Origin of the sequence: Flavobacterium profundi, assembly GCF_006491645.1 — a bacterium.
Taxonomy (GTDB): Bacteria; Bacteroidota; Bacteroidia; order Flavobacteriales; family Flavobacteriaceae; genus Flavobacterium; species Flavobacterium profundi.
The window spans coordinates 124,910-150,748 of record NZ_VDCZ01000006.1 but is presented as its reverse complement, the minus strand read 5'-3'; the positions used below and the strand labels follow the sequence as shown (position 1 = coordinate 150,748).

The window sequence follows — 25,839 nt, the reverse complement described above, 5'->3', positions numbered from 1 at the left end:
TATAAATATAAAAAAACTTTATGGGCTAACTCCTCTTCTTTCTTTAAATTTGTGTTTTCAAATGATTCGTTTGCTATGATTGATAAGTATTCGCTAGCCTTTATTCCTGATACTCTTATAGTTGAAAAAGTAAAAGAGATGAAAGCACAATTGGCAGCAACCATTGGCTGGTTTCACAGTAAAAATGCTTTGGCACATATTACGGTTGGTGAATTTGAAATAGCTACAACTGCTATTGATTCCATTGCCACACAACTCACACTAATTGCGACAACCCTACAACCTGTAGAAGTAATTTTAGATGGTTTTGGCACCTATCCAAATGGCGCTTTTTTCCTAATGCCAACAGTCGAATCAAAAGCGTTATTACAACCCATTATGAAGACGTTTCATAGTCGCTTGCAAATACCTGCTATGTATAAAAGTAGTGATCCACATCTATCTATCGCTCGAAAATTAAATGCGAACCAAATTGCAGTTGCCAATTCCCTTTGGGAACCAGAACCTCTAATCTTTAGTTGTGAAAGTATTGCTTTACGAAAGTTAGATCCTATAAAAAAACAATTTGAAATTATAGCTACTTTTCCATTTTTAGGTGAAACTACACCTCAATTTATTCAGACTTCTTTATTTTAAAACCTTGAATTTATTCAAAACTCCTATAGATTCCTTTTTTAATTCCTATTTTTGCACTTTCAATTCTATACAACATCATGTCGGATACATTTACACCTGATAATACCAACTTGCTGAAAAAGATTAAAGCTTTCCAAGGCAACCAAAACGAGGAAACCTTTATGTCTGTTTTTAATGAATTACAAGGCGAAAATGCTTTTTTAGTAATTCCTACAACTGAACCTGTACGCGGTGAAAACAAAGATGAAAACGGTTGGAGTACTGTTGAAAAAGGCACTCAAATGACGTTTACTTCTGTTTTTGAGGTAGAGAACCAAATGGTTTTAGGAGCTTTTACATCGCAACAAACTTTGATGACTTGGGCCAAAGACATGAAACCTTTTGTATCTATTCCGGCACGTGATGTTTTAGACATTGCTATGGAAAATGGTATTAGTAAAATTATTATAGATAGCAATCAAGATACCATGTTTGTATTAGGTAGAAGTATTTAACTTTTCTTACAAAAAGAAAGAAACACTTTTTATTTTTTTCGTTTGTTACCATTTTGTTAACCTTGTTTTTTTTCGTCTTAATCTTACAAAATTTGAAAAAAAACAGGTATTTTTACGTATATGGGTGGAACATAAAAACCGTATTTTTGACCATCCATATAATCTAACAAATAAACAGAATGAAAAAAACAGTTACCCAATTGAGTTGGATAATCCTACTAGGGATTAGCCTGTGCGTTTCTTGTAAGCCGAAAGAAGATCAAGAAACTCCTATTGAAGGAGAAGAAGAATTAGTTGTAATGACATCTCCATTACCACAAGATGTGTTACCTTCTTGTGTTGTTGATTCTACTAGCTTTAATTCGTGGTTTGAATCTGGTAAAGCCACTGAAAACGGAATGGTAAATGCTGCAAACAGTGTGACTTTTACCCATCAAAACAATTGTGATTTTTACAAATGGTCGCAACAAATGTTTTTATGGATTACTTCTCCAACAAAAGTATCTGGTAAAAGAGTATTTGAATCTCCAGTATTTTATACCGTTTCAACCTCTTTTGATAGAAACGAAAGAAAATTAATTCCGCATACGCCAGGAATGATATTAAGTGCTATGCCTACTATTGAAAAAAGTGTGAACAACCACAATGACAGTGAAGAAGGTCAGGCAACTGGTGATGCTTTAATGTCTAAAGATAGTGCTATGGTGTATTATATTACGATGGTTAACGATGTATATGCTGAATTTTTATCGGCTGTAAGCGAAGGAAAAATGGGTGGAAAGCAATTTCCAACTACACAAGCGGAATTAGACAGCATTGTAAATTATGCGACTACAAAAGGGATTAAATTACCCGATGCAAATGCTTTAGCTATGGAAATTAAAACGTCTTGGGTGGAAGCCAGTACGATTTCTGAAACAGAATTAGCGAATTATGTAGTGATTGATGCTTATATTCCAACATATGAAAAGACTCCTACCAAATGGACGATTTTAAATAAATCGGTAAAAACAAAGTTAGCGTTATTAGGCGTACATATTGTAGGTAGTGCAGCTGGACATCCAGAAATGATTTGGTCAACTTTTGAACACCAAAACAATGCTCCTTCTTTAAGTTACAGTTATATCGATAAAAACAATCAAGTACAAAAAGTTGCGGCAGACACTTCAGGAAATTGGGTTTTAAATTCAAATCCTAAGGATACGGTGAACATTAATATTTCACATATGAAATTTAATGCAGATAGTATTTATGCTAATTTTAAAACTGCACCAGTAAACAATACCATTAGTCCAAGTAATACTACAAAAACAAAACCTTGGGGTGTTGCCAATGTAGGAGTTCCTAATCCGGAGAATGCTACTGCTGCGGCTTCCAATAGTCAAGTCATTTCTATAAACAATTCGGTATTCAATCAATTACCTGGAAATGATGTTCGTAAAAACTATTATTTAATTGGTTCTACTTGGACAGACAGTGGTTTACCTCCAACAGGTGTTAGTTATTCTGCTACAAATCCAAATAATACTGGAAGTGGTGTTGCTATTGGAACGAGTCAGTTAGCGAATTCTACTATGGAGACCTATGCACAAAATGGAACTGCATATGCTTCAGGTGGTTCTTGTTTTGCTTGCCACTCCAATTATAAAACTCCAACCAATAATCCAAACTCTATAAGTCATGTTTATAGTGATATTTTGGCTTGGAAAAAACAAAGTGGAACAATTACTTCTGAAAAGAAATAATAATTTGAAAAAACCTACGTTATAAAACAACTATAAGTAACGCTAGTTGTTTTATAGTTTTGTTTGTTTTTTGTTTGTATATGCTAGAAAGTCGAGCCGATTACTCTCTTCTTTTTAGCATATCTTTTTTTATGCCATTTGAAAAGAATTGGTAACCTTTTGATTTACATACAATTTAATTGGATTTCTAAAAACTAGCAATTAGTAACGCCACATTCTTTCTTTATCTAATCTAGCTTGTTCTTCTAATTCCTCAGCAGGAATTACTTTTAAGAAAGAAGGATGTTGTTCAATCGCATATTCAATCTTTTCCACTACACTTTCAACCGTATCATTTTCATAATCGATATCTAAAGGAGGTTTAATTACAAAAGATTGTAAAATTCCCTTTTTCTTTATACGCAATCCTTTACGATCAAATGATCTACGAAAACCATCAATTACAATAGGAACTACGATAGGTTTGTGTTGTAAAATAATATGTGCGGTACCTTTACGAACGGGTTTAAAGGATCTAGTAGTCCCTTGCGGAAAGGTTACTACCCAACCATCTGCTAAGGCTATTTTAATATTTTCAGTATCGTTTGGATTGACGTCTCTTTTTACATCTTTGCCTTCTGCACGCCAGGTTCTTTCTACCGTAATTGCTCCTGCGTAGGCTAAAATTTTAGGTAGTAAACCTGCTTGCATGGTTTCTTTGGCCGCTACATAATACATGTTTAGTTTTGGGTTCCATAAATATCCTACATTTTTGATGTTGTCTTCTCTACCTTTTAAGGCTGCATTAAATACATGAAACATAGCAACTACATCGGCAAAATACGTTTGATGATTGGAGATGAATAACACATTGGTATCGGGTAAAGCTCTGATAATTTCAGAACCCTCAATTTGAAGGCTGTTGAAACCTCTATAGCGTTTATGGGTAAAACTTCCTGCAATTCGGATTAACCATTTTTTTAAAAATAAAATATGTCCAAAAGGATTTCTTTTAAATAATCCCATATGTTAGTAGATTTAAAATAAAAATAGGGCTACAAATGTAATAAAACCTATCTTTTTTATATTAAAAAATTAAGAAAACTTAAAAAAATGCTATTCGTTGTTGATGGCATTTTTTACAGCTTCTTTTAACTCACTCATCATCATAGCAGTAGCTCCCCAAACCACATATTTTTCTACCATAAATGCAGGTACTTCAATATCTGTTGCGTAGGAAGTTGTCATTTTTACATTCGTAATTGACTTCTCGTCTAAAAAGGAAAATAAGGGAAATTCTAATACATTCTTAACCTCATCATGATCGGGAATAAAAGTTAATTCTTCATGTGAAATACCCATAAAAGGAGACACTAAAAAATTACTTGGAGGTATGTATACCTTACTAAAAGGTTTAATAATTTGAATTTTATGAGGTGGTATTCCAACTTCCTCGTGGGTTTCTCTTAAAGCAGTATCCGCTAAATCTTTGTCTACTAATTCTACTTTCCCACCTGGAAAACCAATTTGCGAAGAATGCACACCAGGATAGGTATTTCTAACAATTAATGCTAAATGTGTAATACCATTTTTGGGGTAAAACAACATTAATACAGCTGCTTCCCTAGGATTTCTATTTTCATAATTCAACTCCTTTAAAAAAGAAATACGCTCTAATGGAGCCATTTTTGCATGTGCATCTGCGGCTAACAACTTTTCTTTTTCTATTTTTGGAATGTATTTTATAAAGTCCTGAAATAACATATTTGTTTTTATTACGACTTATAAAGTTACTTTATTTTTTTTAATTTAAATACAAAATTCACAAAGAATGTATAGTAAAGAAGAAGCCTTACACTTAAAAAAAATGTTTTGGACCGCTTTTGCAGAAGCCTATCCTAGAAAATGGCTTTTGTATAATACTAAGATTAAAGACTTTAGCTTTAAATTTCATATTGACAATAAAAAAGCACAGGTTTTATTGGAAATTGAGCCCAAAGATGATGACAAAAGAACGATTTATTATGAAAAGGTATATTCTTTAAAAGCCATTCTTATAGAGGATTTTTTAGAAGATGCTATTTTTGAACAGCACTACTATTTAGAAAACGGGAAAGAAGTGAGTCGCATTTGGGTTGAAAAAACAGGTGTTAGTAGCAACAATAAAGCTACTTGGGAGGATACATTTGATTTCTTCTATGAAAAAATGGATGCTTTTGAACGTTTCTTTTATGAATATGAAGATTATTTAAAAGACTTAGAAATTAATACCTAAATCCAAAAGTGTTAACTAGCTGACATTACTATTCGCTTAGACATTCTACATTTGTCTAGAATTTAAAGAGAACTCATATGAAAAAAGGAATCATATTCATTTGTTTATTACTTACGAGCTTACAACTAGTTGCACAACAGCAAAAGATAAATCTAAACAAAGAACATGTAGCGGTAGAAGGTTATGACTTAGTAGCTTATTTTACCGAAAATAAAGCAGTTAAAGGTAACTCCATGTACCAAGCAACAGATCATGGTGCCACCTATTATTTTAGTTCACAGAAAAATAAAGAAGCTTTTGAAAAAAACAGTTCGCAATACAAACCGCAGTATGGAGGTTGGTGTGCCTATGCTATTGGCAAAAGTGGCGAATATGTTGAAGTAGATCCAAAAACTTTTAAGATTATCAATCATAAACTTTACTTATTTTACAATAAGTATTTGACCAATACCTTAAAATTATGGAATAAAGAGGAAGCTACTTTATTGCCTAATGCTGATAAAAATTGGCAAACCCTAGGCAAAAAATAAAACTACTTGTATTTATTTTTTAAGATTATAATGTATATTTAACAAAATTTAGGCAGTATTTACCAAATTTTATACGAATATGAAAAAGATTTTTATTTTATTATTTTTGTTTTCGTTGCAGCACTCATTCACTCAAACTAAAAAAGTTATGGAACCCCAAATTAAAAAAACAGAATCCGAATGGAAAGCCCAACTTTCCGATCAAGAATATGAAGTTTTAAGAAAAAAAGGAACCGAACGTCCTTATACTGGTGAATATTGGGATCATTTTGAAAAAGGTACCTATGTTTGCGCAGCCTGTGAAAATGTATTATTTACTTCCGATACCAAATATGAATCACATTGTGGTTGGCCTTCTTTTGACCAAGCAATTCCCGGTTCTGTTATTTATGAAAAAGACACCAGTTTTGGTATGATTCGCACAGAAGTAATGTGCGCCAAATGTGGAGGTCATTTAGGTCATGTATTTGATGATGGTCCAAAAGAAACTACTGGGCAACGCTATTGTACCAATTCTGTTTCCATAAAGTTTATTCCTAATAAATAATTTATTCTAATACTATATGCTTGTACCTGCTATTCAGAGAAATTTTTTAGAAATTATTACTTTACTGGATCAATTAGATAATCAAAAATATACTTATTGTAATCCCGAATTAAGCGAAGCCACTATTGGAGAACACATTCGTCATATTATTGAATTGTATCAATGTTTGATTGCTGATTATGAATTCGGTACTATAAATTATGATAAAAGAAAACGCAATTTAGCCATCCAAAATTCTATTGAAGAAGCTAAATTAGCTATTGCATCTATTTTAGAAACCATCACTTTACCCAACAAAGAGTTGTTTCTGGAAGATGGTTTGCAAGAAGCTAATTTTAGAGTACAAACCAATTATTTTAGAGAATTACTATACAATTTGGAACACAGCATTCATCATCAAGCTTTAATTAAAGTAGCTGTCTTAAAATACAAGGAAGTTATTTTACCTGAAAACTTTGGAATTGCTAAATCGACTATTGAATATAAATCACAATGTGCACAGTAACCTACGTTCCTTTAGCTTCTGGTTTTTGTATTACTTCAAATAGAGACGAACAAACAGCCAGACCTAAAGCTTTACCGCCTCAAGAATATTTCATAAATGGAAAGCCCCTTACTTTTCCTAAAGATCAAAAAGCGGGTGGAACTTGGTTTGCCCAATCTGCAACCGCTACTTTGGTCTTACTCAATGGTGCAGCCGAAAAACACATCCCGAAAACCCATTATCGAAAAAGTAGAGGTTTAATTGTTTTAGATTTAATGGCTACTGATCATGTAATTTCAGCATGGGAAACCATTTCTTTAGAAGGTATCGAACCTTTTACTATAGTGTTATACGAATTAGGGAATTTGTACGAGTTACAATGGGACGAAGTAACCAAAAAAACACAAGTTTTGGATATTCATCAATCGTATATTTGGTCCTCTTCTACTTTGTATTCTAAAGAGATTAGAGCAGAAAGAGCACATTGGTTTACCCAATTTTTAGCGCATAGTAAACAATTGGATGCCGAAAAATTATTGGCTTTTCATCAATTTACACAATCAGACAATACCGAATTTGGCTTACAGATTAATCGTAATGACTTACTGAAAACAGTAAGTATTACTCAAGTACACACCTACGGACAAAATTTAGAAATGAACTACATTGATTTAATTCACCATGAAACGCATACAGCTAGCCTTACATAAAATTACCCATTGGGAATATTGGCCTTATCAGGTGGTGTATTTACCCATCTATTTTCAGTATTTGTATTATGTAGCCAGAACGCGTTCTTTTTTTTATTTTAATGCTTCAAATCCAACGATACGTAATGGCGGTTTTTTAATGGAATCTAAAAAAGAGATTTACGATCTTATACCTCAACAATATTATCCCAAAACAGTTCTTATAAACGCCCAAGAACCTCTAGATTCTGTTACTGATAAATGCCATCAAGCTGCAATTGTTTTCCCTATGATTGCCAAACCAGATGTAGGTTTACGTGGTACAGCCGTAAAAAAAATTGATACTCTAGAGGCCTTAGAAGCCTATCATAAAAGAGCTAATTTTAATTATTTAATCCAAAATCTAATTCCTTATAAAAAGGAAATTGGTTTGTTTTATGTGCGTTACCCCAATCAAGAAAAAGGAACTATTACAGGTATAGTTGAAAAAGAGTTTTTAATCGTTACAGGAAACGGCCAACATACTATTGAAGAGTTATTGCTTCAAAATCCGCGATATGCTTTTCAAATTCCCGTTTTAAAACAGGAATTACAAGAAAAAATGAATCAGGTTTTGGCTCTTGGAGAACAGTTGAATTTAGTTCCTTATGGCAATCATTGTAGAGGTTCTAAATTTATTGATGCGAGCCATTATATTACACCGCAATTGATAGAAACCTTTAATCAAATTTGTTCAGAAATTGATGGTTTTTATTTTGGACGAATGGACATTATGTTTGAAAGTTACGCCCAATTAGAAAAAGGAGAAAACTTTGAAATTGTTGAAATTAATGGTGCTTTAAGTGAACCTACACATATTTATGATCCCAAACATTCTTTATTCTATGGATGGAAAGAATTGACACGTCATTTTCATTATATGTATGAAATTAGTAAAATAAACAACGAGCATTACAACAATCCCTATTTGACGTTTAAAGAAGGTATAAAAGAGTTTAAAAAACATCATGAATATTATGATGTCATTTTAAAATTTTAATAAAATTCGCCATCCACATAATACCATTTCCCATTCACTTGTTCAAAAGTCGATTTTTCGTGATGTATTTGCGCTTGCAATCGGTTGTCTAAATAATACGCTTTAAACTCCACGATAGTATCATAGGCTATACTAATTTCTAGTTTTATCCAAGTATTGGCTTTGGCCCAAGACAAAATTTCCTTTTTCGAATAATACTTTCTTTGAGAAACTGCAGTTGTTTCTATTAAATAGTCCGCTAGATGCAATACATAAGCGGTGTATCTCGAACGCATGAGCTGTTCAGGAAAAACGGGAATATTGGTTCCTTTAATAAAAGGCTCACAACAGGTTTCAAAAGCTTTTCCCGAACAGCAATAACAAGATTTCATTTTTAATTTCCTTTTAATAAATTGATACTTACTGTTGCATAAGCCGTGTCTGGGAACTTTTTAAAATAAGCTGGATCAGGGAATAAATTAGCTTCAGCAGCTACATTGTGTAACACATCAATTTCTACTATGAATTGGTCTGAAAAACCGTGAGTTGCATCGTAAGCAGTTGCAGCCGTTTTCCCCAGATTTTGAGCAGTTAATTGAGGGGCAATGGTATGCAACTCGATAATTAACAAACCGTATTTATGTACATAAGGTGCCCATTTTTTCAAATGTTGCAATAAGTTATCTTCTACGCTGTTGTTTGGAATACGTTTGCCACGATGCGCAAAAGCTCCTGTAGAAATACTGTTTCTACCTTCTTTAATCGTTTCTGGTTCTTCCCAAATTCGGTTATGATCTAAAAACGTACGTACATTGAGTAAATCTTTTAAATCGATAGCATAATTTTCTTCTAAATCTTTTGCTAACAAATCAGGTCTACCGATATCACCCCAAATTACTTTTGCCCAAATATCGGCTTTAATTAAATTCGCTCTTGTTACTTTTAAAGCTGCTTGGTTGTAATCGGCTCCTACTAAAAATAGTGGATGTTCTTCCAAAAGTTTGCCACGAAGCGTTTGTCTTTCAATCACTTCAAAAATATGTTGCAAAAAAGCACCATTACCACACCCCATATCCAAAATTCCTTTTGGTTGTTCGTTAATCGGTTTATTGAAGATTTCAATGATAATATCGTCAATTACTTTAAAATAGGTTGCATGAGCACCACCACTTCCCCATACATTCATTTCTCTATTTACATGAATTTCATCTTCGTGAGCACCAATATCACGGAGTGCATTGGGGTTACCAAATAATAAGGATTCCATATTTTTAAACATAGGTAAATAAGAAACTGTTACTCCATAAGCTGTAGCTCTTTTAGCAAAAAACAAACCCGTTTCCGTAAATTGATAATTGCCATTTTTTTCGGTAAACCAATTCAAATGTGTAAAAAAGTCGAGAATAACTTTAAATACTTCAGGTTCTCTATGAAACTCTTCCGCTCGAAACGAAGTCTCCATAAAATACTTATGAAACATTCCTGTCATTCCCAAACTAACTACAATTGGCCCCACCAAATATCCTTCAATATGTGCTAAAACTTGTTCTTGTAAAGCCTTTTCTTGAGGATCATTGGAAAACTGAATCGCAAAATTTTGCTGATATTTAGAAAAGATAACTTCTAACTGCGTAATAAAATTAGTTGCAATGCGTACCGAAGTAAAAAGTTGGGTTTCATTAAGTAAACTTACCACATCTTGATACAAAGGAAACAATGAAAAGGCATAGGCCGATTTTTCATTGATTTGAACTGTAACTGTATTTTCAACATTATTTACTTCATATTCTAAAAATCCTTGAGATGCTAAGGTGCGTAAAGCAATATTTAAATAGCCTTCATTTGCTTGAAAAGTTTGAGAAAGTTCGGTAAGACCAACTTTTTTATGTTCTAAAATATAGGCAGTAATGTTTTTTTTGTGCAAGGCAATAGCCACAGGTGCAGTAACTAAACCGTCTAGATGTTGGAAGATCTTCTGACGGTACTCTTTTTTTTCGATCATGATTTGTTTTTGTTGTTTCTCAAATTTAGAAAAATATATACAATAATTACTTTTATGATACATTTTTTAAATTTTATTTATAAAATCAGGTATTTCTACTCGTTTTTATCATATATGAATGCAGTAATTTTACTATCAAATGGCTAAAAATACATTTATGGACACGACAACAAATCCTACAACACCTACTCCTACTGAACCAACAGACACAGTTACAAATCCAGCGTCAGTTGAAAATCCAACCATTCCAACAGTAGTTCCTTCCACTCATGAGAGTTCGACTCCTAAACCAGGAATTTCTAAAAAAGTAATTGATGAATTGAGTACAGAAATTAATAACATGCTTTCATTTGCCAGTTATAATGGCATTATAATTAATACCGAAATCAATAGTTTAATACAAAATAGCAGTGTAGATGATTTAATTAATGCACATAATCTATTAGCCAAAAATATTGCTCCCGCTACTCCAAAATCGATAGCCTATTCTAAAAAATTGTATGAAAAAGAAAAAGACAAATCGTTTTTAAGTAAATTACCCTTAGTTCGAAACTTAATTTTTTTAGCGCTCTTTTTTTTACTAACCTTTATTATCAGTGGTTTATCACCCTTAGTGAATAATGACTCTCTAGACGAAGGTGTATTGAGTAATCATGGCACCTCATTATTAGTGAATTTGGGCTTTTTAGCTTCTGTTTCGGGTTTAGGTGTTGTTTTTTATCTTTTAAAGAGTGTGAGTACCTCTGTTAAACAAGGTACACTCGTTCCAGAAGATACCATTTATTATATTGCGCTTATCATTTTAGGCTTAATTTCGGGATTGATGTCTTCTGAAGTATTGTCGTTATATACAGATAATCCAGACAAAATAAACCTTATTAATAAAAGTGTACTTGCTTTGATAGGTGGGTTTTCTTCTGATGGCATTTTTACGATACTACAAGGCATTATCTCAAAAATGAAATCTTTCTTTACTACTGCTTCAAACAATTGATATAAAAAAAACGCTATTTCTCTACAAGTTTTTGAGAAATAGCGTCTTTCCTATTGAGTTTTAAGAACTAAAATTAGTTTTTAAACTTTTGAATGTAATTGCTGTACAAATCTTTATACTGATAGCCTTTACTGAAACGGTTTTTAGTTAATTTTTCATGCTCAACTAATCCCCAAAGTAAAAATTCTTTTAAAAAGTAGTGCTCTTCTTTAGGGAAGTCAGGTTGGTATTGTGCGATAAATTCTTGCAAAGGTGTTATACTATCTAAAGTCTTTTGGTAATCTGAGTTGGTTACATTATCAAATAACTCAAAACCACTTTCATTAAAAAACCATTCTAAAATATCGGAATACGCATTTTTCTCATTTGGTTTTTCTAATTTTTCAATCTTTGGAAAGTAATTTGGAAACAGCGTTTTAACCGCATCACCAATAAGATATTGTGCCACTGTAGCGGCACCTTCTTGTTCTCCTTCATAAACGAGTTCCACTTTTCCGGTTATCGCAGGAATGATTCCCATAAAATCAGATAAACGAACGGTAGTTTTTTCTTCTCCTGCTAGTAACGCTCTACGCTCTGCAGTTGCCATTAAATTTTCATAAGCCGTAATACTTAAACGAGCTGAAACACCACTTTTACTATCTACAAATTCACTATCTCGGGCTTCAAAAACAATTTGTTCTAAAAGTTCTTTCGCTAATTCAGGAACAAACACCAGTTCTTTTTGATCTGCATCAAATTTTGCTTCTTGTGCGGTGATACTTTTTGCAATATCAATGGTTTCAGGATAATGTGTTAAAATTTGAGAACCAATTCTATCTTTTAAAGGCGTTACGATGCTACCTCTATTCGTATAATCTTCTGGATTGGCTGTAAAAATAAATTGAACGTCTACAGGCAAGCGCAATTTAAAACCTCTAATTTGAATGTCACCTTCTTGTAAAATATTAAATAAAGCAACTTGAATACGGGCTTGTAAATCGGGCAATTCATTAATCACAAAAATACAACGATGTGCTCTTGGAATCATTCCAAAATGAATCACACGTTCGTCTGCATAATTCAATTTTAAATTGGCCGCTTTTATGGGATCTACATCACCTATTAAATCGGCTACCGTTACATCTGGTGTCGCTAATTTTTCATAGAAACGTTCACTACGATGCAGCCACGTAATCGGAGTGTCATCTCCTTTTTCTGCAAGTAGCTCTTTGGCATAACGAGAAATAGGTTGTAAAGGATCATCGTTTATTTCTGAACCCGCAACTACAGGAATATATTCGTCTAATAATTCTACCATTTTGCGTGCTAATCTGGTTTTGGCTTGACCCCGAAGCCCTAATAAGTTAATATTATGCTTCGACAAGATGGCGCGTTCCAATTCTGGAATTACCGTATTTTCATAACCATAAATCCCTTCAAAAGTTGTTTCACCTGCTTTAATTTTAGCACGAAGGTTTTTGCGTAATTCGTCTTTTATGGTTATAGATTGGTACCCCGTCTTTTTTAATTCGCCTACTGTTTTTATTTCTTTCATATATAATTTTATAGCTTATATTTTACTATTATTCCTTTGAAATTCTTAATTCTAAATCTTTTTCTTTTACAAATTGCAAGTATAAATGCAAGTTTGTAATACTTTCAATATTCCAAAATTTATTTTTAAAGTTATCATCTTTATTCAATATAGTACTTTGTATTTTTTCTATAAACCAATTCATTTCATCCTTTACAATTAATTCTGGTTCATTATTCCAAACCCAACCTTCAACTGTTTTATAATTAATAATAAATTGAGGCAAGACATCATTTTCAATATTGGAAAGTATTTCACTAATTATTGGTAAAAAATAACCATCCCATATACTAAAAAAGACAATTCCATTTTCATTTTGTTTCAATTGAATTTCAATAAAATCTCCATATAAATTTGTTTTCCTATTCGGTTTAAAGAATACATCCTTTGAATTAGCATACAATCGTATTTCATCTTCTCCTTCAAAGCCTTCATAAAAATCAAGCTTTATATTTTCTAAATCCATCTATTAAATTTAAAAATGTTCTCGACTGCGCTCGAACTGACAACGGATAACTGTTAACTAACATTTAATTACTAATTCTTATATCAACGAATTCGCTTCTTTCTATTGGTTTCATAATCTTCAAAAATCATTTCGCCTAATCCTTTTAAACCTGTATAAAAGGCTTTCCCTTGGTTGGCTTCTGTAAAATAATTGACAAATTTTTGCAAGTAAGGATCTCTGGCAATCATAAAAGTAGTAATCGGAATGTGTAATTTTCGAGCTTGAGCCGCTTGATTGTAGCATTTTTCTACTATATATTGATCCAAACCGTTACTATTCATGTAGTATTCGCCATTTTTTTCTCTTACACAACTGGGTTTACCATCTGTAATCATGAAAATTTGCTTGTTGGTATTCCTTTTTCTTCGTAAAATATCCATAGCCAATTGCAGACCTGCAACGGTATTGGTATGATAAGGTCCTACTTGTAAATAAGGCAAATCTTTAATTTGAATGGTCCAAGCATCATTCCCAAAAACTAAAATATCTAAAGTATCTTTTGGGTAACGCGTTGTGATAAGTTCGGCCAAAGCCATTGCTACTTTTTTAGCAGGCGTAATGCGATCTTCACCATAAAGTATCATACTATGTGAAATATCAATCATTAATACCGTACTCATTTGTGACTTATGATGCGTATCTTCGACGACTAAATCTTGTTCGGTTAGTTTGAATTCGCCTATACCATTATTAACTTGAGCATTTTTAAGACTTTCGGTTAACGAGATTTGCTCTACGGAATCTCCAAACTGAAATGCTCTTAAGTCTCCTGTATGCTCATCCCCTTTTCCTGATTGCTTGGTTTTATGATTTCCCGAACCTGCTTTATTCAAATTTCCGAAGATTTGTTCCAAGGCATGTTGCCGTATGGCTCTTTCCGTTTTTGCAGTAATAGCTATACCTCCAGAACCATCTGGTTTCACTTCTTCTCTGATGTAACCTTTTTTCTTTAAATCGTCAATAAAATCGTCAATTGTATATTCTGGAGTAGTTAATTGGTATTCCTCATCTAATTGACGCATCCAATCGATGGCTTCGTCAAAATCACCTGAAGTATGCGTAATCAATTCCTTAAAAATAGGAAACAGTTTATCGAATGGGGTTTGGAAAGGAGCTTCATATTTGGTAAACTGAAACCCACTTACATTTACATTACTTTTCATAGTATAAAGATACTTAATCTGATATACTTCTTGAAATAACGTTTATTAATTTTTAGTTAAAGAAGTGGAGTTAAAAAGGAGATTCTTTACAGTAAGTATGCTTTTTTTATTCCGATTGATTGAGTTTCTTTTGTAAATGTTGCAGTACAATTTGATATTTACTAAATTCGATTAATAGTGCATCATCAGCAGTAGTATCAATTAATTCATCAACCATTTCAGTAATGATAACTAATTTATTATTGGCTGTTTTATATTCTTTTACCGCCATAGCATCGATGATATTTTGTACTTCTTTATGAAGAAATTGGAGTTGGTCCTGACTCATTTTTATCTTGATTGAATTTCATTAAAATAGCTTTCTTTTTTTCTTTTAGAGCATTTTTGGCTTCTTTATCTCTGTTTTTTTTATCGTCGGCTTTCTTTTTATGTGCTTTCCGATTGGTTTCATTTCTTCTTCCCATTACAGATAATTTTGTTTGATTTGAATAAAAGTTGCATTGGTTTCCAATAATTGTGCTGCTACTGCTCTCCGTAAAATTTCCAAATCTTCAAAGCGAAGATGCTTTGCCCAATTTTGTTCTGTCAAAACTTCTTTCACTTGTTGTATTCTTTTGGCTGTAGCCAATGCGTCTCTGACAATTAAATTTGAGGTATAATTCGGATTGTTTTTATGTTGAAAGGTAACTTCCTTAGTTTGCCAATTGATTTCAATATAAAACAATTTATCTTTATCATTATTAGGATAAAAATCGGTCCAAAGTGCATACCCAATTCTCCCATTCCTATTATTAACCTTAGCAGCTTCACTTTTCAAACGCCATCTACAATTTGCGGCTCTTCCCCAATGATTCGAAACCCGAAACACTCCTTTTTCTGTAAAAAAATAACTACTTCCTGATTTACTTTTATAACTTGGTGACAAAGAAGCAATTTCATTATCGGTTACTTCTTGAAACTCACAGAAGGTATGTTTGTGAAAATTGTATTGATTGTAAAACGTTTTCAAGGATTATTAGTTTATGTAACAAATGTAACATACTTCAATTTAATATAAAATGTATCTTTACAAAAAATCTGAAATGAAAGAAATTTTAGAACAAGCTTACGGGTATATTTTTGAAGAAGAATTGCTTCATGAAATTGAAAAAGTGGCAACCTATAAAGAATTTAAGGCAGACGATTATTTAATTGAAATTGGCGATTATATTAAATCCATGCCCTTACTTTTAGAAGGCGCTATTAAAATTTTAAGGGAAGATGAAAATGGAGATGAATTGCTGCTTTATTTTTTAGAACGTGGTGATACTTGTGCCATGACTTTAACCTGTTGTATGGGAAAGTCGAAAAGTAAAATTAGGGCTATTGCAGAAAACGATGGTGCTTTATTTATGATTCCTGTTGAAAAAATGGAAGAATGGTTGACAAAATATAAAACATGGCGAAATTTTGTTTTTGAAAGCTATACGATTCGCTTAAACGAAATGCTTGAAGCAATTGACACGCTTGCCTTTATGAATTTGGACGAACGTTTGTATAAATATTTAACCGACAAAGCCAAAGTCATAGGGAATACCGAAATTAATAATACACATCAGCAAATTGCCTATGATATGCATACTTCTCGTGTAGTCATATCTCGATTATTAAAAAGTTTAGAATTGCAAGGAAAAATTAAATTAAACAGAAACAAAATTGAAATTGTAGCACTATAATGGAGTTTTTTGGATATTTAGGCGCATTTTTTATAGGAATAGTTATTGGATTAACAGGCGGCGGTGGATCGATACTAACTGTTCCCTTATTAGTATATGTGATGGGATATAATCCAGTGGTAAGTGCTGCCTATTCTTTATTTGTAGTAGGAACTTCTTCCGCTTTTGGAGCTTATATAAATTACAGAAAACAATTAGTTGCTATTCAAACCGGAATTATTTTTGCGATTCCATCCTTTATAGGTGTATTTGTTACCCGAAAATACATTGTTCCTAATATTCCTAGTGTCATTTTTCATTATGGGGAAACGGTATTAAGTAAAGATACCTTTCTAATGCTTTTATTTGCTTTAATAATGCTATTTGCCGCTTTGTCTATGATTCGAAAAACTAAAGTCAATTTAAAAGAGGTTACAGAAAAGCACGATTACAAAAAAATCATCATTCAGAATTTAAGCATTGGTGTAATTATCGGTTTAGTAGGTGCTGGAGGAGGATTTTTAATTATACCATCTTTGCTAATCATCGCGAAATTACCCATGAAAAAAGCAGTAGGTACTTCTATGTTCATTATTGCTATGAATTCGTTGATTGGATTTTTAGGCGATTTAAAACAAATCGATATTCATTGGAACTTCCTAATTCCTTTTACTTTTATTTCTATGATAGGAATCTTTACAGGTACTTCTATTAGCAAATACATTAATGAAACACAACTTAAAAAAGGTTTTGCCTACTTTGTATTAGTGATGGCATTTGTAATTGCTTTTAAAGAATTAATGTAACTCAGGTTACAACCTTTACCATTTATTATTTGTAAATTTGTCACAATAAATTGAATATATCATGAAAATTGAACAAATATATACAGGATGTATTGCTCATGCAGCATATTATATTGAAAATAATGGCGAAGCTGCCATTTTCGATCCTTTACGCGAAGTAGAACCTTACCTAGAAAGAGCCAAAAAAGACGGTGCTACTATCAAATACATTTTCGAGACACACTTTCATGCCGATTTTGTTTCAGGCCATTTAGATTTAGCTGAAAAAACAGGTGCAAAAATCGTTTACGGGCCAACAGCTAAACCTAATTTTGAAGCTATAATTGCAGCAGATAATCAAGAATTCACCATTGGTAATTACACCATTAAAGCGATTCACACACCTGGTCACACGTTAGAAAGCACGTGTTATTTGGTTTCTGATGAAAATGGTAAAGCACATGGAATTATTACGGGTGATACTTTATTTATTGGAGACGTAGGTAGACCCGATTTAGCTCAAAAATTAGTAGCTGATTTGACACAAGAAAAATTGGCTGAATATCTTTTTAATTCATTGAGAAACAAAATTATGCCATTAAGCGATGATTTGATTGTGTATCCAAATCATGGAGCAGGAAGTGCTTGTGGTAAAAATATGAGTAAAGAAACTACGGACACTTTGGGGAACCAAAAAAAGACCAACTATGCTCTAAGAGTAGATATGACATTAGAAGAATTTAAGCAGGAATTGTTAGAGGGTTTATTACCACCGCCAGCCTATTTCCCTCAAAATGTAATGATGAATATTGAAGGGTATGAAAGTCTTGATCAAGTAAAAGAAAAAGCGAATAAACCGCTGACTCCAAAAGAATTTGAAACTATTGCGAATCAAACAGAAGCCGTAATTTTAGATGTAAGAAATGAGTATGATTTTATAAAGGAGCATGTTCCAAATTCTATTTTTATTGGTTTACATGGCCAATTTGCTCCTTGGGTGGGTGCCTTAATTCGAGACGTTAAACAACCAATCTTACTTATTACTCCAGAAGGAAAAGAAGAAGAAACGGTTACACGACTTTCTAGAGTAGGTTTTGATAATACTCTTGGATATTTAGAGGGTGGTTTAGAAGCTTGGAAAAAAGCAGGTTATGAAACCGATACTGTTACTTCAGTAACTCCAGAAGAGTTTGCTTCAAAATTTGACAATGCAACAGTTATTGATGCTAGAAAACCTGGAGAATTTACTGCGGAACATGTTGAAAACGCAAAAAATATTCCTTTAGATTTTATTAATGAGCATCTAGCTGAAATCCCAAAAGAAGAACCCTTTTATGTACATTGTGCTGGTGGGTATCGCTCTGTAATTTGGGCTTCCATTATGAAATCACGCGGGTATCACAACATGATTAATGTAGAAAAAGGAATGGCTGGAATAAGGAATACAGAAATACCATTGACGAATTATGTATGTCCGTCCACTTTAAAATAACAATTTTTCATAAAAAATGTCAGGCTATTACCTGACATTTTTTATGAAAAATTTAATTCCAAATTATATTTAGAGTGTTTTAATTTAAATACATTTGCCTAAAATTAAATGACAAAATTATAAATGAAGAAAACTTTAGTATTACTAGCAACCGCTTTTGCATTCGTATCATGTAATAAAGCATTAGAGAATCAATATGAAATTACAGGTACGGTGAAAGGTATTGAGAATGGTAAAAAAATATTTATAGAATCAGTTGACGAAACTGGCAGACCTATTCCTAAAGATACCGCTATCGTTAACGACAACAAATTTGTATTCAAAGGTGACGTAACAGGTATGGACATTGCATTTATTAAATTGGAAGAAGGCATGCAAACCTTACCTTTTATTTTTGAAGAAGGAAAAATTGAAATTGAATTCAACAAAGATAGCATTCAAAAATCAAAAATTGGTGGAACTTTTAATAACGAAAAATTTCAAGAATTTAATGACAAAGTGAGTAAAGTTGGTGAAAAAATAAGCCAATTTAAGAAAGATAATGACGAAAAAATGAAAGCTGCTCAAGCATCACAAGATACGGTTGTAATCAATCAAGTGATGAAAGAGTTTAAAGTAATTCAAGAGGAGACACAAAAGAACATGAAAGAAACGTATGTGAATTTTGTGAAGTCTAACCCTAAAGCCTATGTTTCAGCATTATTATTAGAGAATATGCTGTTAAGTAATGCATTAACTATTGAAGAAGTAAAAGAAAACTATGAAAAGTTAGATCCTTCTTTAACAGAAACCAAACCGGTTAAGAATATTAAAAAAACATTAGATGCAGCAACTGCAATAACAATAGGTAAAACTGCTCCTGATTTTAGTGGTCCTTCACCAGAAGGAAAAACAATATCTTTAAAAGAATCATTAGGAAAAGTTACTATTATTGATTTTTGGGCTTCATGGTGTAAACCTTGCCGTCAAGAAAACCCTAATGTTGTAGCGCTATATAATGAATTACATGAAAAAGGTTTAAATATCATTGGAGTTTCTTTAGATAAAAATGCTGAAAATTGGAAAAAAGCAATTGCCGATGATGGTTTAGTTTGGAATCATGTTTCAAATTTAAAGTTTTGGCAAGATCCAATTGCAGAACAATACAATGTAAAAAGTATTCCTGCTACATTTATCTTAGATGAAAAAGGGAATATTGTAGCAAAAGATTTAAGAGGAGACGAATTAAGGTCAAAAATTTATGAATTATTGCATTTACAAATGCCTCCTGCTCCAACAAAAACAGAAAAAAATACAGCTGAAAGAGAAGAAATGAAAATAATAACTGAAGATAAAGCTTCAAAAAACAACGTAGAAAAGAAATAATTCTACCTTTTTAAATTACATTTATAAAAAATCTCCCTAAGGAGATTTTTTTATACTTTTCATTTACAAATAGTTATAAAATTATTAAAAAAATAGCTGTTTTTTTGTTTGCGAATATAAAAAACAATAGTATATTTGCCATCGCTAAGTCAAAATAGCGACAGGCTGGGGAGATACTCAAGCGGCCAACGAGGGCAGACTGTAAATCTGCTGGGAAACCTTCGCAGGTTCGAATCCTGCTCTCCCCACAAAAAAAAGCATCAATTTCTTGATGCTTTTTTTATTTTATACTATTCAGTTTTTATTCCAATATAAAACTTATGGTCACATTGGCATTAATTTCAATTTCTCCAATAGCCAATGTCTCATTAGCCGCATCCATTTCTAATCCTTTAGCCATAACATTACGATACATGGGCTGTGGATAACTTGGTGCTGTTGTATCAGAAATTGAAATTGCTTTACCAATTTTTTGGTTTAAAACACTTACATAATCTTCTGCTTTCATTTTAGCATCCATAACTGCCTTTTTTCTAGCTTCTGTTTCAAACTGCTTCATTTTAGAAGATTTAAACTCCACACCTTGTATTTGATTAATTCCACTATTCACTAAATCCATCATTACACTTTCATATTTAGAAAGATCTTTCAAGTGAATTTTAATCGTTTGACTAACAACATAATTGTTCTTTTTGGTTTGATAATCATAATTCTTATACAAAGAAACTTGCTGTGTTTGAAAATCCGAAGCTGGAATTCCTTTAGATTTAATAGTTTTAAGTACTAAATCCACAGTTTCGTCATTCTTTTTCTTTACTTCCTTTGCATCCGTACCCGTATACTCTACTCCAACAGTTATTACAGCTTCATCAGGAGTTACTTTTATTTTTCCTTCACCAGATACAGTTACTTGCGAAATAGGTGTTAATTTGTTTTCTTGTGCTTGATTCATCATAGTCGTACCTACTAATAGTAGTGTTAAAATTGCTTTTTTCATATTATTTTTTTTATTTGTTTATTCAAAAGACATGCCAAATTAAAGTTTATTTGTCTTATTCATGTAGAATAAAATAATGATGGGAATCATTAACAATACAACATTTTTTGTATTTGTTTCAAAAAGAGAAGGTTCCCTAATTAAAGTAATTAAATACCCTCCTATAGCACCTCCAAAATGAGCTGTGTGACCAATATTATCCTTTTTGGCTTTCATTCCATAAATAGAATATAACAAATAAACTATTCCAAAAATATAACTAGGAATAAAACCATAAAATTTCATTTCTTGATTAATATCTAATAAAATTGAAGCATAAATAACCCCCATTACCGCTCCTGAAGCACCAATAGCTCGATAGGAATAATCATTTTTATGCATATACAATGTAAGCAAGCTCCCTGCTACCATACTTCCAAAATAAATATAGAGGAAATAAATATTCCCCAATCTATCAATTACAATAGGTGCAAAAAAGTACAAGGTAAGCATATTGAATATCAAATGAGCAAAATCAAGATGTAGAAATCCAGAAGTAATCATTCTTAATTGCTCTCCTGCTCTAATCCTACCTACATGAAATTCATATTTTCTAAAAAAATCATAATCATTAAAACCTTTAAAGCTTACTAAAGCGGTTATCCCCATGATAACAAGTAAGAGTATATCCATTATTTTTTATTTTCTGTAAATTTAATAATACTTTAGGTATTTCCTTATTATTTTAAAAAAGTATATTTGTAAAAAATTTAATATGCAGTTACTCGTATATATTTTATTATACCCATTATTATATTTCATTTCAATTTTACCTTTTAAGCTATTCTACCTATTTTCAGATTGCATCTGTTTTTTTGTCTATAGAATTATTGGTTACAGAAAAAAAATGGTGAGACAAAATATTGCCATGACTTTACCTCATTTATCAGAAAAAGAAAGATTAGATATTGAAAAAAAATTCTATTCACACATGTGCGATATGTTTTTGGAAATGATAAAAACCATGTCTATTTCTAAAGAAGAAATTAAAAAAAGGTTTAAAATTATCAATCTTGACGTTTATAAAGAATTGGAAAAAAAAGAGAAAAGTATTGTACTTCTTTGTTCTCATTATGCGAGTTACGAATGGGTAATTTCAATGAATTACTATATCACTTATACAGGATATGGTATATATAAAAAAATAGCCAATAAGTATTTTGACAAGTTGGTACGCGATATTCGTTCTAAATTCAAAGCAGAGTTAATTACTACTAAAGATACCATCAAAATTATTGAAGAAAATCAAAGAAAAGGGATTTTAGGCATTTATGGTTTTGCAAGTGACCAATCTCCCAAATCCTACATTAAATCACATTGGTATCGTTTTATGGGAATCGAAACACCCATTCATGTGGGAGCCGAACTTTTAGCCAAACGTTTAGATATGAATGTGGTTTTTCTTAAGACTAAAAAAGTAAAACGAGGACACTATGAAGCTACTTTAGAAATAATGACAGAAGACGCAAGAGCTATTCCAAATTATGAAATTTCTGAAGCCTTCATTCGAAAAGTTGAAGAACAAATTTACGAAGCTCCACAGTATTATCTTTGGACACACAATCGTTGGAAACATAAAAAAAATCAAGCATGAAATTAGTTTTTGCATCAAATAATAAAAATAAAATTGCAGAAATTCAACAATTAATGCCATTAGGAATTACTATTTTGAGTTTGGAAGAAATTGGTTGCTTTGTAGATATTCCTGAAACCGCTTTAACTATTGAAGGTAATGCTATCTTAAAAGCGAACTACGTTACCGAACATTTTGGTTACGATTGTTTTGCAGATGATACTGGTTTAGAAGTAGAAGTTCTAAATGGCGAACCTGGAGTATATTCTGCAAGGTATGCTGGTGAACAAAAAAATGCAGATGATAACATGAATAAACTATTAGGCGCTTTAGAAAATCATACGAATAGAAAAGCCCAATTTAAAACCGTAATTGCATTAAACCTTCATAAAGAACAACAACTTTTCACAGGAATTGCTACAGGAGAAATTATTCATGAGAAAAAAGGAGAAAAAGGATTTGGTTATGATCCTATTTTTAAGCCTAATGAATTAGATAAAACATTTGCTGAACTAAGTATGGAAGAAAAAAGCAAATACAGTCATAGAGCTAAAGCTGTAAACCAATTACTTACTTTTTTACAAAAGCACTTCCAGTAGGCAAACTCCAATTCATTTTAAAACAAAGGATTCTGGCAGCAATAATAAAAAGACTAGAGAGGAGATAAATTAAATCCATATCCAACTTACAAGACAATAAAACAAAAAATAAAACACCTCCTAAAATACTTAAGGTTGCATAAATTTCCTTTCGAAATAAAACAGGAATTTCGTTACACAAAATATCTCTTATTACACCACCAAAAGTAGCTGTGAGTGTACCCAAAGCAATACAAATAATGGGGTGTAATTCTTTCTCAATGCCTTTTTCTATACCAATTAAAGTAAATACACCAAATCCTATGGTATCAAATAAAAAAAGTGAAATTCGTAACTTTTCCAAATAAATATTAAAAAGAATTGAAAGTACCGTTCCAATAAAGATAATGATTATGTATTTGAGATCTAACATCCAGCCAACTGGTGTATTCCCAATTAAAATATCTCGTAAAGTTCCTCCTCCTAAAGCCGTTACAAAAGCAATACAAAAAACCCCAAACAAATCAAGTTTTTTATAAATAGCTGTTAATGCACCAGAAATAGCAAACACAAGAGTACCAATACTATCTATATATTCAACCATTATTCTTTTCTTACAAAAGTATCTATTTAATTCATAATGGATAAACATTTTGGTTGTCGAAAGTTATTTTTTTTAGATTAACACTAAAAACAAAATTACAATTAATTGAAAATCAATTACAAACAAATTAGTTTATCCAATTAATTAAAACTACCTTTGCACCCAATTTAAAATATTTTATGAATAAATTTGAACAATTAGGTCTAAACGAATCGCTTCTGCTCGCGATTAAAGACCTTGGATTTGAGAATCCATCGGAAGTACAGGAAAAAGCGATTCCCCTATTATTGGAAAAAGACACCGACATTGTAGCGCTAGCCCAAACAGGAACGGGTAAAACAGCTGCATTTGGTTTTCCACTTATTCAAAAAATTGATGCTGAAAACAGGGATACTCAGGCATTAATTTTATCGCCTACGAGAGAGTTATGTTTACAAATTACAAACGAGATTAAACTTTACTCTAAATACATTAAAGGATTAAATACAGTTGCCATTTATGGTGGTGCTAGTATTACAGAACAAGCCAATCAAATTAGAAGAGGTGCGCAAATTATTGTAGCTACTCCTGGAAGAATGCAAGACATGATCAACCGTAATATGGTTAATATTAAAAACATTAATTATTGCGTATTGGATGAAGCAGATGAAATGCTAAACATGGGATTTTATGAAGACATTACGGCTATTTTATCAGACACTCCAAAAGAAAAAAGCACATGGTTGTTTTCAGCAACGATGCCACAAGAAGTAGCACGAATTGCCAAAGAGTTTATGAGAAAGCCGCTAGAAATTACGGTGGGACATAAAAATTCTGGAAATGAAAATGTATCTCATGAATTTTATTTAGTAAGTGCTCGTGATCGTTATGCTGCTTTAAAACGTTTAGCAGATGCAAATCCAGATATCTTTTCAGTTGTTTTTTGTAGAACCAAAAGAGATACACAAGCGGTTGCCGAAAAACTTATCGAGGATGGCTATAGTGCTGCAGCACTTCATGGAGATTTATCACAAGCACAACGTGATGGTGTAATGAAATCATTCCGTGGTAGACAAATTCAAATGTTAGTTGCAACGGATGTAGCGGCTCGTGGAATTGACGTAGACGATGTAACTCACGTAATTAACTATCAATTACCTGATGAAGTTGAAACATACACACATCGTTCAGGTAGAACAGGTCGTGCTGGAAAATCAGGTACTTCATTAGTAATTATCACTAAAAGCGAATTGCGTAAGATTACACAAATTGAACGCATCATAAAAATGAAATTTGAAGAAAAACCAATTCCATCAGGTATTGAAATTTGCCAAATTCAATTATTTCATTTAGCAAATCGCATTAAAGATGTAGAAGTAGATCATGAAATTGACGCCTACTTACCTGCAATCGAAGAAGTTTTAAAAGACATTCCAAAAGAAGAATTAATTAAGAAAATGGTTTCTGTAGAATTTAATCGTTTCATTAATTACTACAAAAAATCTAGAGATTTAGCTTCTGATGGTGGTACAAGACGTGAATCTGGTACAATACCTACAGACGGTGCTGTTCGTTTCTTCATTAATATTGGTTCTAGAGATAATTTCGACTGGATGACGTTAAAAGATTTCTTAAAAGAGACGTTAGATTTAGGCCGAGATGATGTTTTCAAAGTAGATGTAAAAGAAGGATTTTCATTCTTTAACACAGATGCTTCTTTGGCTCCAAAAGTAATGGATGTATTAAATGCCTTTAGTTTACAAGGTCGAAAAATCAATGTTGAAATTTCTAAAAACGAAGGAGGAAGCAACTCTAGAAGAAGAGATCACAACGGACGTGGTGGAGACAAACGATCTGGTGGTGGCTTTAGAGGAGACAGAAACTCTAGAGATGACAGAAATTCAAGAGATGATAGACGTTCTGGAGGAAATGATAGAAAACCTAGAAGAGACAGTAAATTTGAAGGAAGAAAATCTGGTGATAACGAAAGAAGAGGAAGAAGAAACGAAGGAGATTCATCAAATTTCTTTGAAAAAGCAAAACGTTCTAGAAGAAGCTAAGCATCAGATTCGTTAATTTTCTGATAAATAAAT

General features: G+C 32.1%; 30 protein-coding genes and 1 tRNA gene. 18 read left to right on the top strand and 13 right to left on the bottom strand.

The window, feature by feature from the left end; translation table 11 throughout:
* Window positions 1-75 precede the first annotated feature (75 nt).
* The 3 genes from FHG05_RS09735 to FHG05_RS09725 all read left to right on the top strand — a co-directional run bounded on the left by FHG05_RS09735 (window position 76) and on the right by FHG05_RS09725 (window position 2,875).
* Window positions 76-636: a 2'-5' RNA ligase family protein gene (locus FHG05_RS09735; RefSeq protein ID WP_140997827.1), complete on the top strand. Its 561-nt coding sequence runs from the start codon at window positions 76-78 to the stop codon at window positions 634-636.
* Between the two features lie 77 nt (window positions 637-713).
* Entirely contained in the window at window positions 714-1,130 is a 417-nt protein-coding gene (locus tag FHG05_RS09730) for an SseB family protein (RefSeq protein ID WP_140997826.1), read from the top strand.
* Between the two features lie 179 nt (window positions 1,131-1,309).
* Window positions 1,310-2,875, top strand: coding sequence for a hypothetical protein (locus tag FHG05_RS09725; protein ID WP_140997825.1), 1,566 nt, complete (start codon window positions 1,310-1,312; stop codon window positions 2,873-2,875).
* Between the two features lie 201 nt (window positions 2,876-3,076).
* Here FHG05_RS09725 and FHG05_RS09720 read toward each other — a convergent pair whose 3' ends face one another.
* Entirely contained in the window at window positions 3,077-3,880 is an 804-nt protein-coding gene (locus FHG05_RS09720) for a lysophospholipid acyltransferase family protein (RefSeq protein ID WP_140997824.1), read from the bottom strand.
* Between the two features lie 90 nt (window positions 3,881-3,970).
* A complete protein-coding gene (locus FHG05_RS09715) occupies window positions 3,971-4,618 on the bottom strand; it encodes an NUDIX hydrolase (RefSeq protein ID WP_140997823.1) in 648 nt (215 codons plus the stop codon).
* 67 nt (window positions 4,619-4,685) lie between these two features.
* Between FHG05_RS09715 and FHG05_RS09710 the strand changes: the two genes are divergently transcribed.
* The 6 genes from FHG05_RS09710 (at window position 4,686) to FHG05_RS09685 (ending at window position 8,418) form a co-directional block, all read left to right on the top strand.
* Complete coding sequence (locus tag FHG05_RS09710; protein ID WP_140997822.1) at window positions 4,686-5,129, top strand: DUF4268 domain-containing protein; 444 nt, start codon at window positions 4,686-4,688, stop codon at window positions 5,127-5,129.
* A gap of 77 nt (window positions 5,130-5,206) precedes the next feature.
* Window positions 5,207-5,659 carry a YHS domain-containing (seleno)protein gene (locus tag FHG05_RS09705; protein ID WP_140997821.1) on the top strand — a complete coding sequence of 151 codons (453 nt, stop codon included), beginning with the start codon at window positions 5,207-5,209 and terminating at the stop codon, window positions 5,657-5,659.
* A 148-nt stretch (window positions 5,660-5,807) separates the two neighbouring features.
* Entirely contained in the window at window positions 5,808-6,206 is a 399-nt protein-coding gene (gene msrB, locus FHG05_RS09700) for a peptide-methionine (R)-S-oxide reductase MsrB (RefSeq protein ID WP_232338076.1), read from the top strand.
* Window positions 6,207-6,222: 16 nt separating this feature from the next.
* Complete coding sequence (locus tag FHG05_RS09695; protein WP_140997819.1) at window positions 6,223-6,711, top strand: DinB family protein; 489 nt, start codon at window positions 6,223-6,225, stop codon at window positions 6,709-6,711.
* A complete protein-coding gene (locus tag FHG05_RS09690) occupies window positions 6,699-7,400 on the top strand; it encodes an NRDE family protein (RefSeq protein WP_140997818.1) in 702 nt (233 codons plus the stop codon). The genes FHG05_RS09695 and FHG05_RS09690 overlap by 13 nt, the downstream gene beginning before the upstream one ends.
* Window positions 7,372-8,418, top strand: coding sequence for a D-alanine--D-alanine ligase (locus FHG05_RS09685; protein ID WP_140997817.1), 1,047 nt, complete (start codon window positions 7,372-7,374; stop codon window positions 8,416-8,418). Before FHG05_RS09690 ends, FHG05_RS09685 begins: the two co-directional genes overlap by 29 nt.
* Here FHG05_RS09685 and FHG05_RS09680 read toward each other — a convergent pair.
* Both FHG05_RS09680 and FHG05_RS09675 read right to left on the bottom strand, forming a co-directional pair.
* Window positions 8,415-8,789: a YchJ family protein gene (locus FHG05_RS09680; RefSeq protein ID WP_140997816.1), complete on the bottom strand. Its 375-nt coding sequence runs from the start codon at window positions 8,787-8,789 to the stop codon at window positions 8,415-8,417. The genes FHG05_RS09685 and FHG05_RS09680 overlap by 4 nt on opposite strands.
* A gap of 2 nt (window positions 8,790-8,791) precedes the next feature.
* The gene (locus FHG05_RS09675; RefSeq protein ID WP_140997815.1) at window positions 8,792-10,399 is read right to left on the bottom strand and encodes a class I SAM-dependent methyltransferase; all 1,608 of its coding nucleotides are present in this window, start codon (window positions 10,397-10,399) and stop codon (window positions 8,792-8,794) included.
* A gap of 157 nt (window positions 10,400-10,556) precedes the next feature.
* Here FHG05_RS09675 and FHG05_RS09670 point away from each other — a divergent pair, with 157 nt between their 5' ends.
* A complete protein-coding gene (locus FHG05_RS09670; RefSeq protein WP_140997814.1) occupies window positions 10,557-11,393 on the top strand; it encodes a hypothetical protein in 837 nt (278 codons plus the stop codon).
* A gap of 73 nt (window positions 11,394-11,466) precedes the next feature.
* Here FHG05_RS09670 and FHG05_RS09665 read toward each other — a convergent pair whose 3' ends face one another.
* The 6 genes from FHG05_RS09665 to FHG05_RS09645 all read right to left on the bottom strand — a co-directional run bounded on the left by FHG05_RS09665 (window position 11,467) and on the right by FHG05_RS09645 (window position 15,649).
* Window positions 11,467-12,930 (bottom strand): sigma 54-interacting transcriptional regulator, encoded by a 1,464-nt coding sequence (locus FHG05_RS09665; protein ID WP_140997813.1) that lies wholly within the window; start codon window positions 12,928-12,930, stop codon window positions 11,467-11,469.
* Window positions 12,931-12,958: 28 nt separating this feature from the next.
* Window positions 12,959-13,435, bottom strand: coding sequence for a hypothetical protein (locus FHG05_RS09660; protein WP_140997812.1), 477 nt, complete (start codon window positions 13,433-13,435; stop codon window positions 12,959-12,961).
* Window positions 13,436-13,518: 83 nt separating this feature from the next.
* Entirely contained in the window at window positions 13,519-14,640 is a 1,122-nt protein-coding gene (locus FHG05_RS09655; protein ID WP_140997811.1) for a vWA domain-containing protein, read from the bottom strand.
* Window positions 14,641-14,746: 106 nt separating this feature from the next.
* Entirely contained in the window at window positions 14,747-14,968 is a 222-nt protein-coding gene (locus tag FHG05_RS09650; RefSeq protein ID WP_140997810.1) for a hypothetical protein, read from the bottom strand.
* Complete coding sequence (locus FHG05_RS18400) at window positions 14,937-15,104, bottom strand: hypothetical protein (protein WP_157504229.1); 168 nt, start codon at window positions 15,102-15,104, stop codon at window positions 14,937-14,939. Before FHG05_RS18400 ends, FHG05_RS09650 begins: the two co-directional genes overlap by 32 nt.
* Entirely contained in the window at window positions 15,104-15,649 is a 546-nt protein-coding gene (locus FHG05_RS09645) for a hypothetical protein (protein WP_140997809.1), read from the bottom strand. The genes FHG05_RS18400 and FHG05_RS09645 overlap by 1 nt, the downstream gene beginning before the upstream one ends.
* A 73-nt stretch (window positions 15,650-15,722) precedes the next feature.
* On the opposite strand from FHG05_RS09645, the gene FHG05_RS09640 reads away from it, so the two are divergent.
* From FHG05_RS09640 to FHG05_RS09620, 5 genes are all read left to right on the top strand, one after another.
* On the top strand, window positions 15,723-16,355 hold the full coding sequence (locus FHG05_RS09640) for a Crp/Fnr family transcriptional regulator (protein WP_140997808.1): 633 nt from the start codon (window positions 15,723-15,725) through the stop codon (window positions 16,353-16,355).
* A complete protein-coding gene (locus FHG05_RS09635) occupies window positions 16,355-17,140 on the top strand; it encodes a sulfite exporter TauE/SafE family protein (RefSeq protein WP_140997807.1) in 786 nt (261 codons plus the stop codon). Before FHG05_RS09640 ends, FHG05_RS09635 begins: the two co-directional genes overlap by 1 nt.
* Before the next feature lie 61 nt (window positions 17,141-17,201).
* Window positions 17,202-18,611 (top strand): MBL fold metallo-hydrolase, encoded by a 1,410-nt coding sequence (locus FHG05_RS09630; RefSeq protein WP_140997806.1) that lies wholly within the window; start codon window positions 17,202-17,204, stop codon window positions 18,609-18,611.
* 123 nt (window positions 18,612-18,734) lie between these two features.
* The gene (locus FHG05_RS09625; protein WP_140997805.1) at window positions 18,735-19,976 is read left to right on the top strand and encodes a TlpA disulfide reductase family protein; all 1,242 of its coding nucleotides are present in this window, start codon (window positions 18,735-18,737) and stop codon (window positions 19,974-19,976) included.
* Between the two features lie 167 nt (window positions 19,977-20,143).
* Window positions 20,144-20,224 (top strand) — tRNA-Tyr (locus FHG05_RS09620).
* Between the two features lie 53 nt (window positions 20,225-20,277).
* On the opposite strand, the gene FHG05_RS09615 is transcribed toward FHG05_RS09620, so the two are convergent.
* Together FHG05_RS09615 and FHG05_RS09610 are read right to left on the bottom strand one after the other, a co-directional pair.
* Window positions 20,278-20,973 carry an SIMPL domain-containing protein gene (locus FHG05_RS09615; protein WP_140997804.1) on the bottom strand — a complete coding sequence of 232 codons (696 nt, stop codon included), beginning with the start codon at window positions 20,971-20,973 and terminating at the stop codon, window positions 20,278-20,280.
* Window positions 20,974-21,012: 39 nt separating this feature from the next.
* A complete protein-coding gene (locus FHG05_RS09610; protein WP_140997803.1) occupies window positions 21,013-21,645 on the bottom strand; it encodes a rhomboid family intramembrane serine protease in 633 nt (210 codons plus the stop codon).
* A gap of 82 nt (window positions 21,646-21,727) precedes the next feature.
* Between FHG05_RS09610 and FHG05_RS09605 the strand changes: the two genes are divergently transcribed.
* The gene (locus tag FHG05_RS09605; protein WP_140997802.1) at window positions 21,728-22,606 is read left to right on the top strand and encodes a lysophospholipid acyltransferase family protein; all 879 of its coding nucleotides are present in this window, start codon (window positions 21,728-21,730) and stop codon (window positions 22,604-22,606) included.
* Window positions 22,603-23,184, top strand: coding sequence for a non-canonical purine NTP diphosphatase (locus tag FHG05_RS09600; protein ID WP_140997801.1), 582 nt, complete (start codon window positions 22,603-22,605; stop codon window positions 23,182-23,184). Before FHG05_RS09605 ends, FHG05_RS09600 begins: the two co-directional genes overlap by 4 nt.
* Here FHG05_RS09600 and FHG05_RS09595 read toward each other — a convergent pair.
* On the bottom strand, window positions 23,156-23,767 hold the full coding sequence (locus FHG05_RS09595; RefSeq protein ID WP_140997800.1) for a trimeric intracellular cation channel family protein: 612 nt from the start codon (window positions 23,765-23,767) through the stop codon (window positions 23,156-23,158). The genes FHG05_RS09600 and FHG05_RS09595 overlap by 29 nt on opposite strands.
* 179 nt (window positions 23,768-23,946) lie before the next feature.
* On the opposite strand from FHG05_RS09595, the gene FHG05_RS09590 reads away from it, so the two are divergent.
* The gene (locus FHG05_RS09590) at window positions 23,947-25,806 is read left to right on the top strand and encodes a DEAD/DEAH box helicase (protein ID WP_140997799.1); all 1,860 of its coding nucleotides are present in this window, start codon (window positions 23,947-23,949) and stop codon (window positions 25,804-25,806) included.
* The last annotated feature ends 33 nt before the right edge of the window (window positions 25,807-25,839 follow it).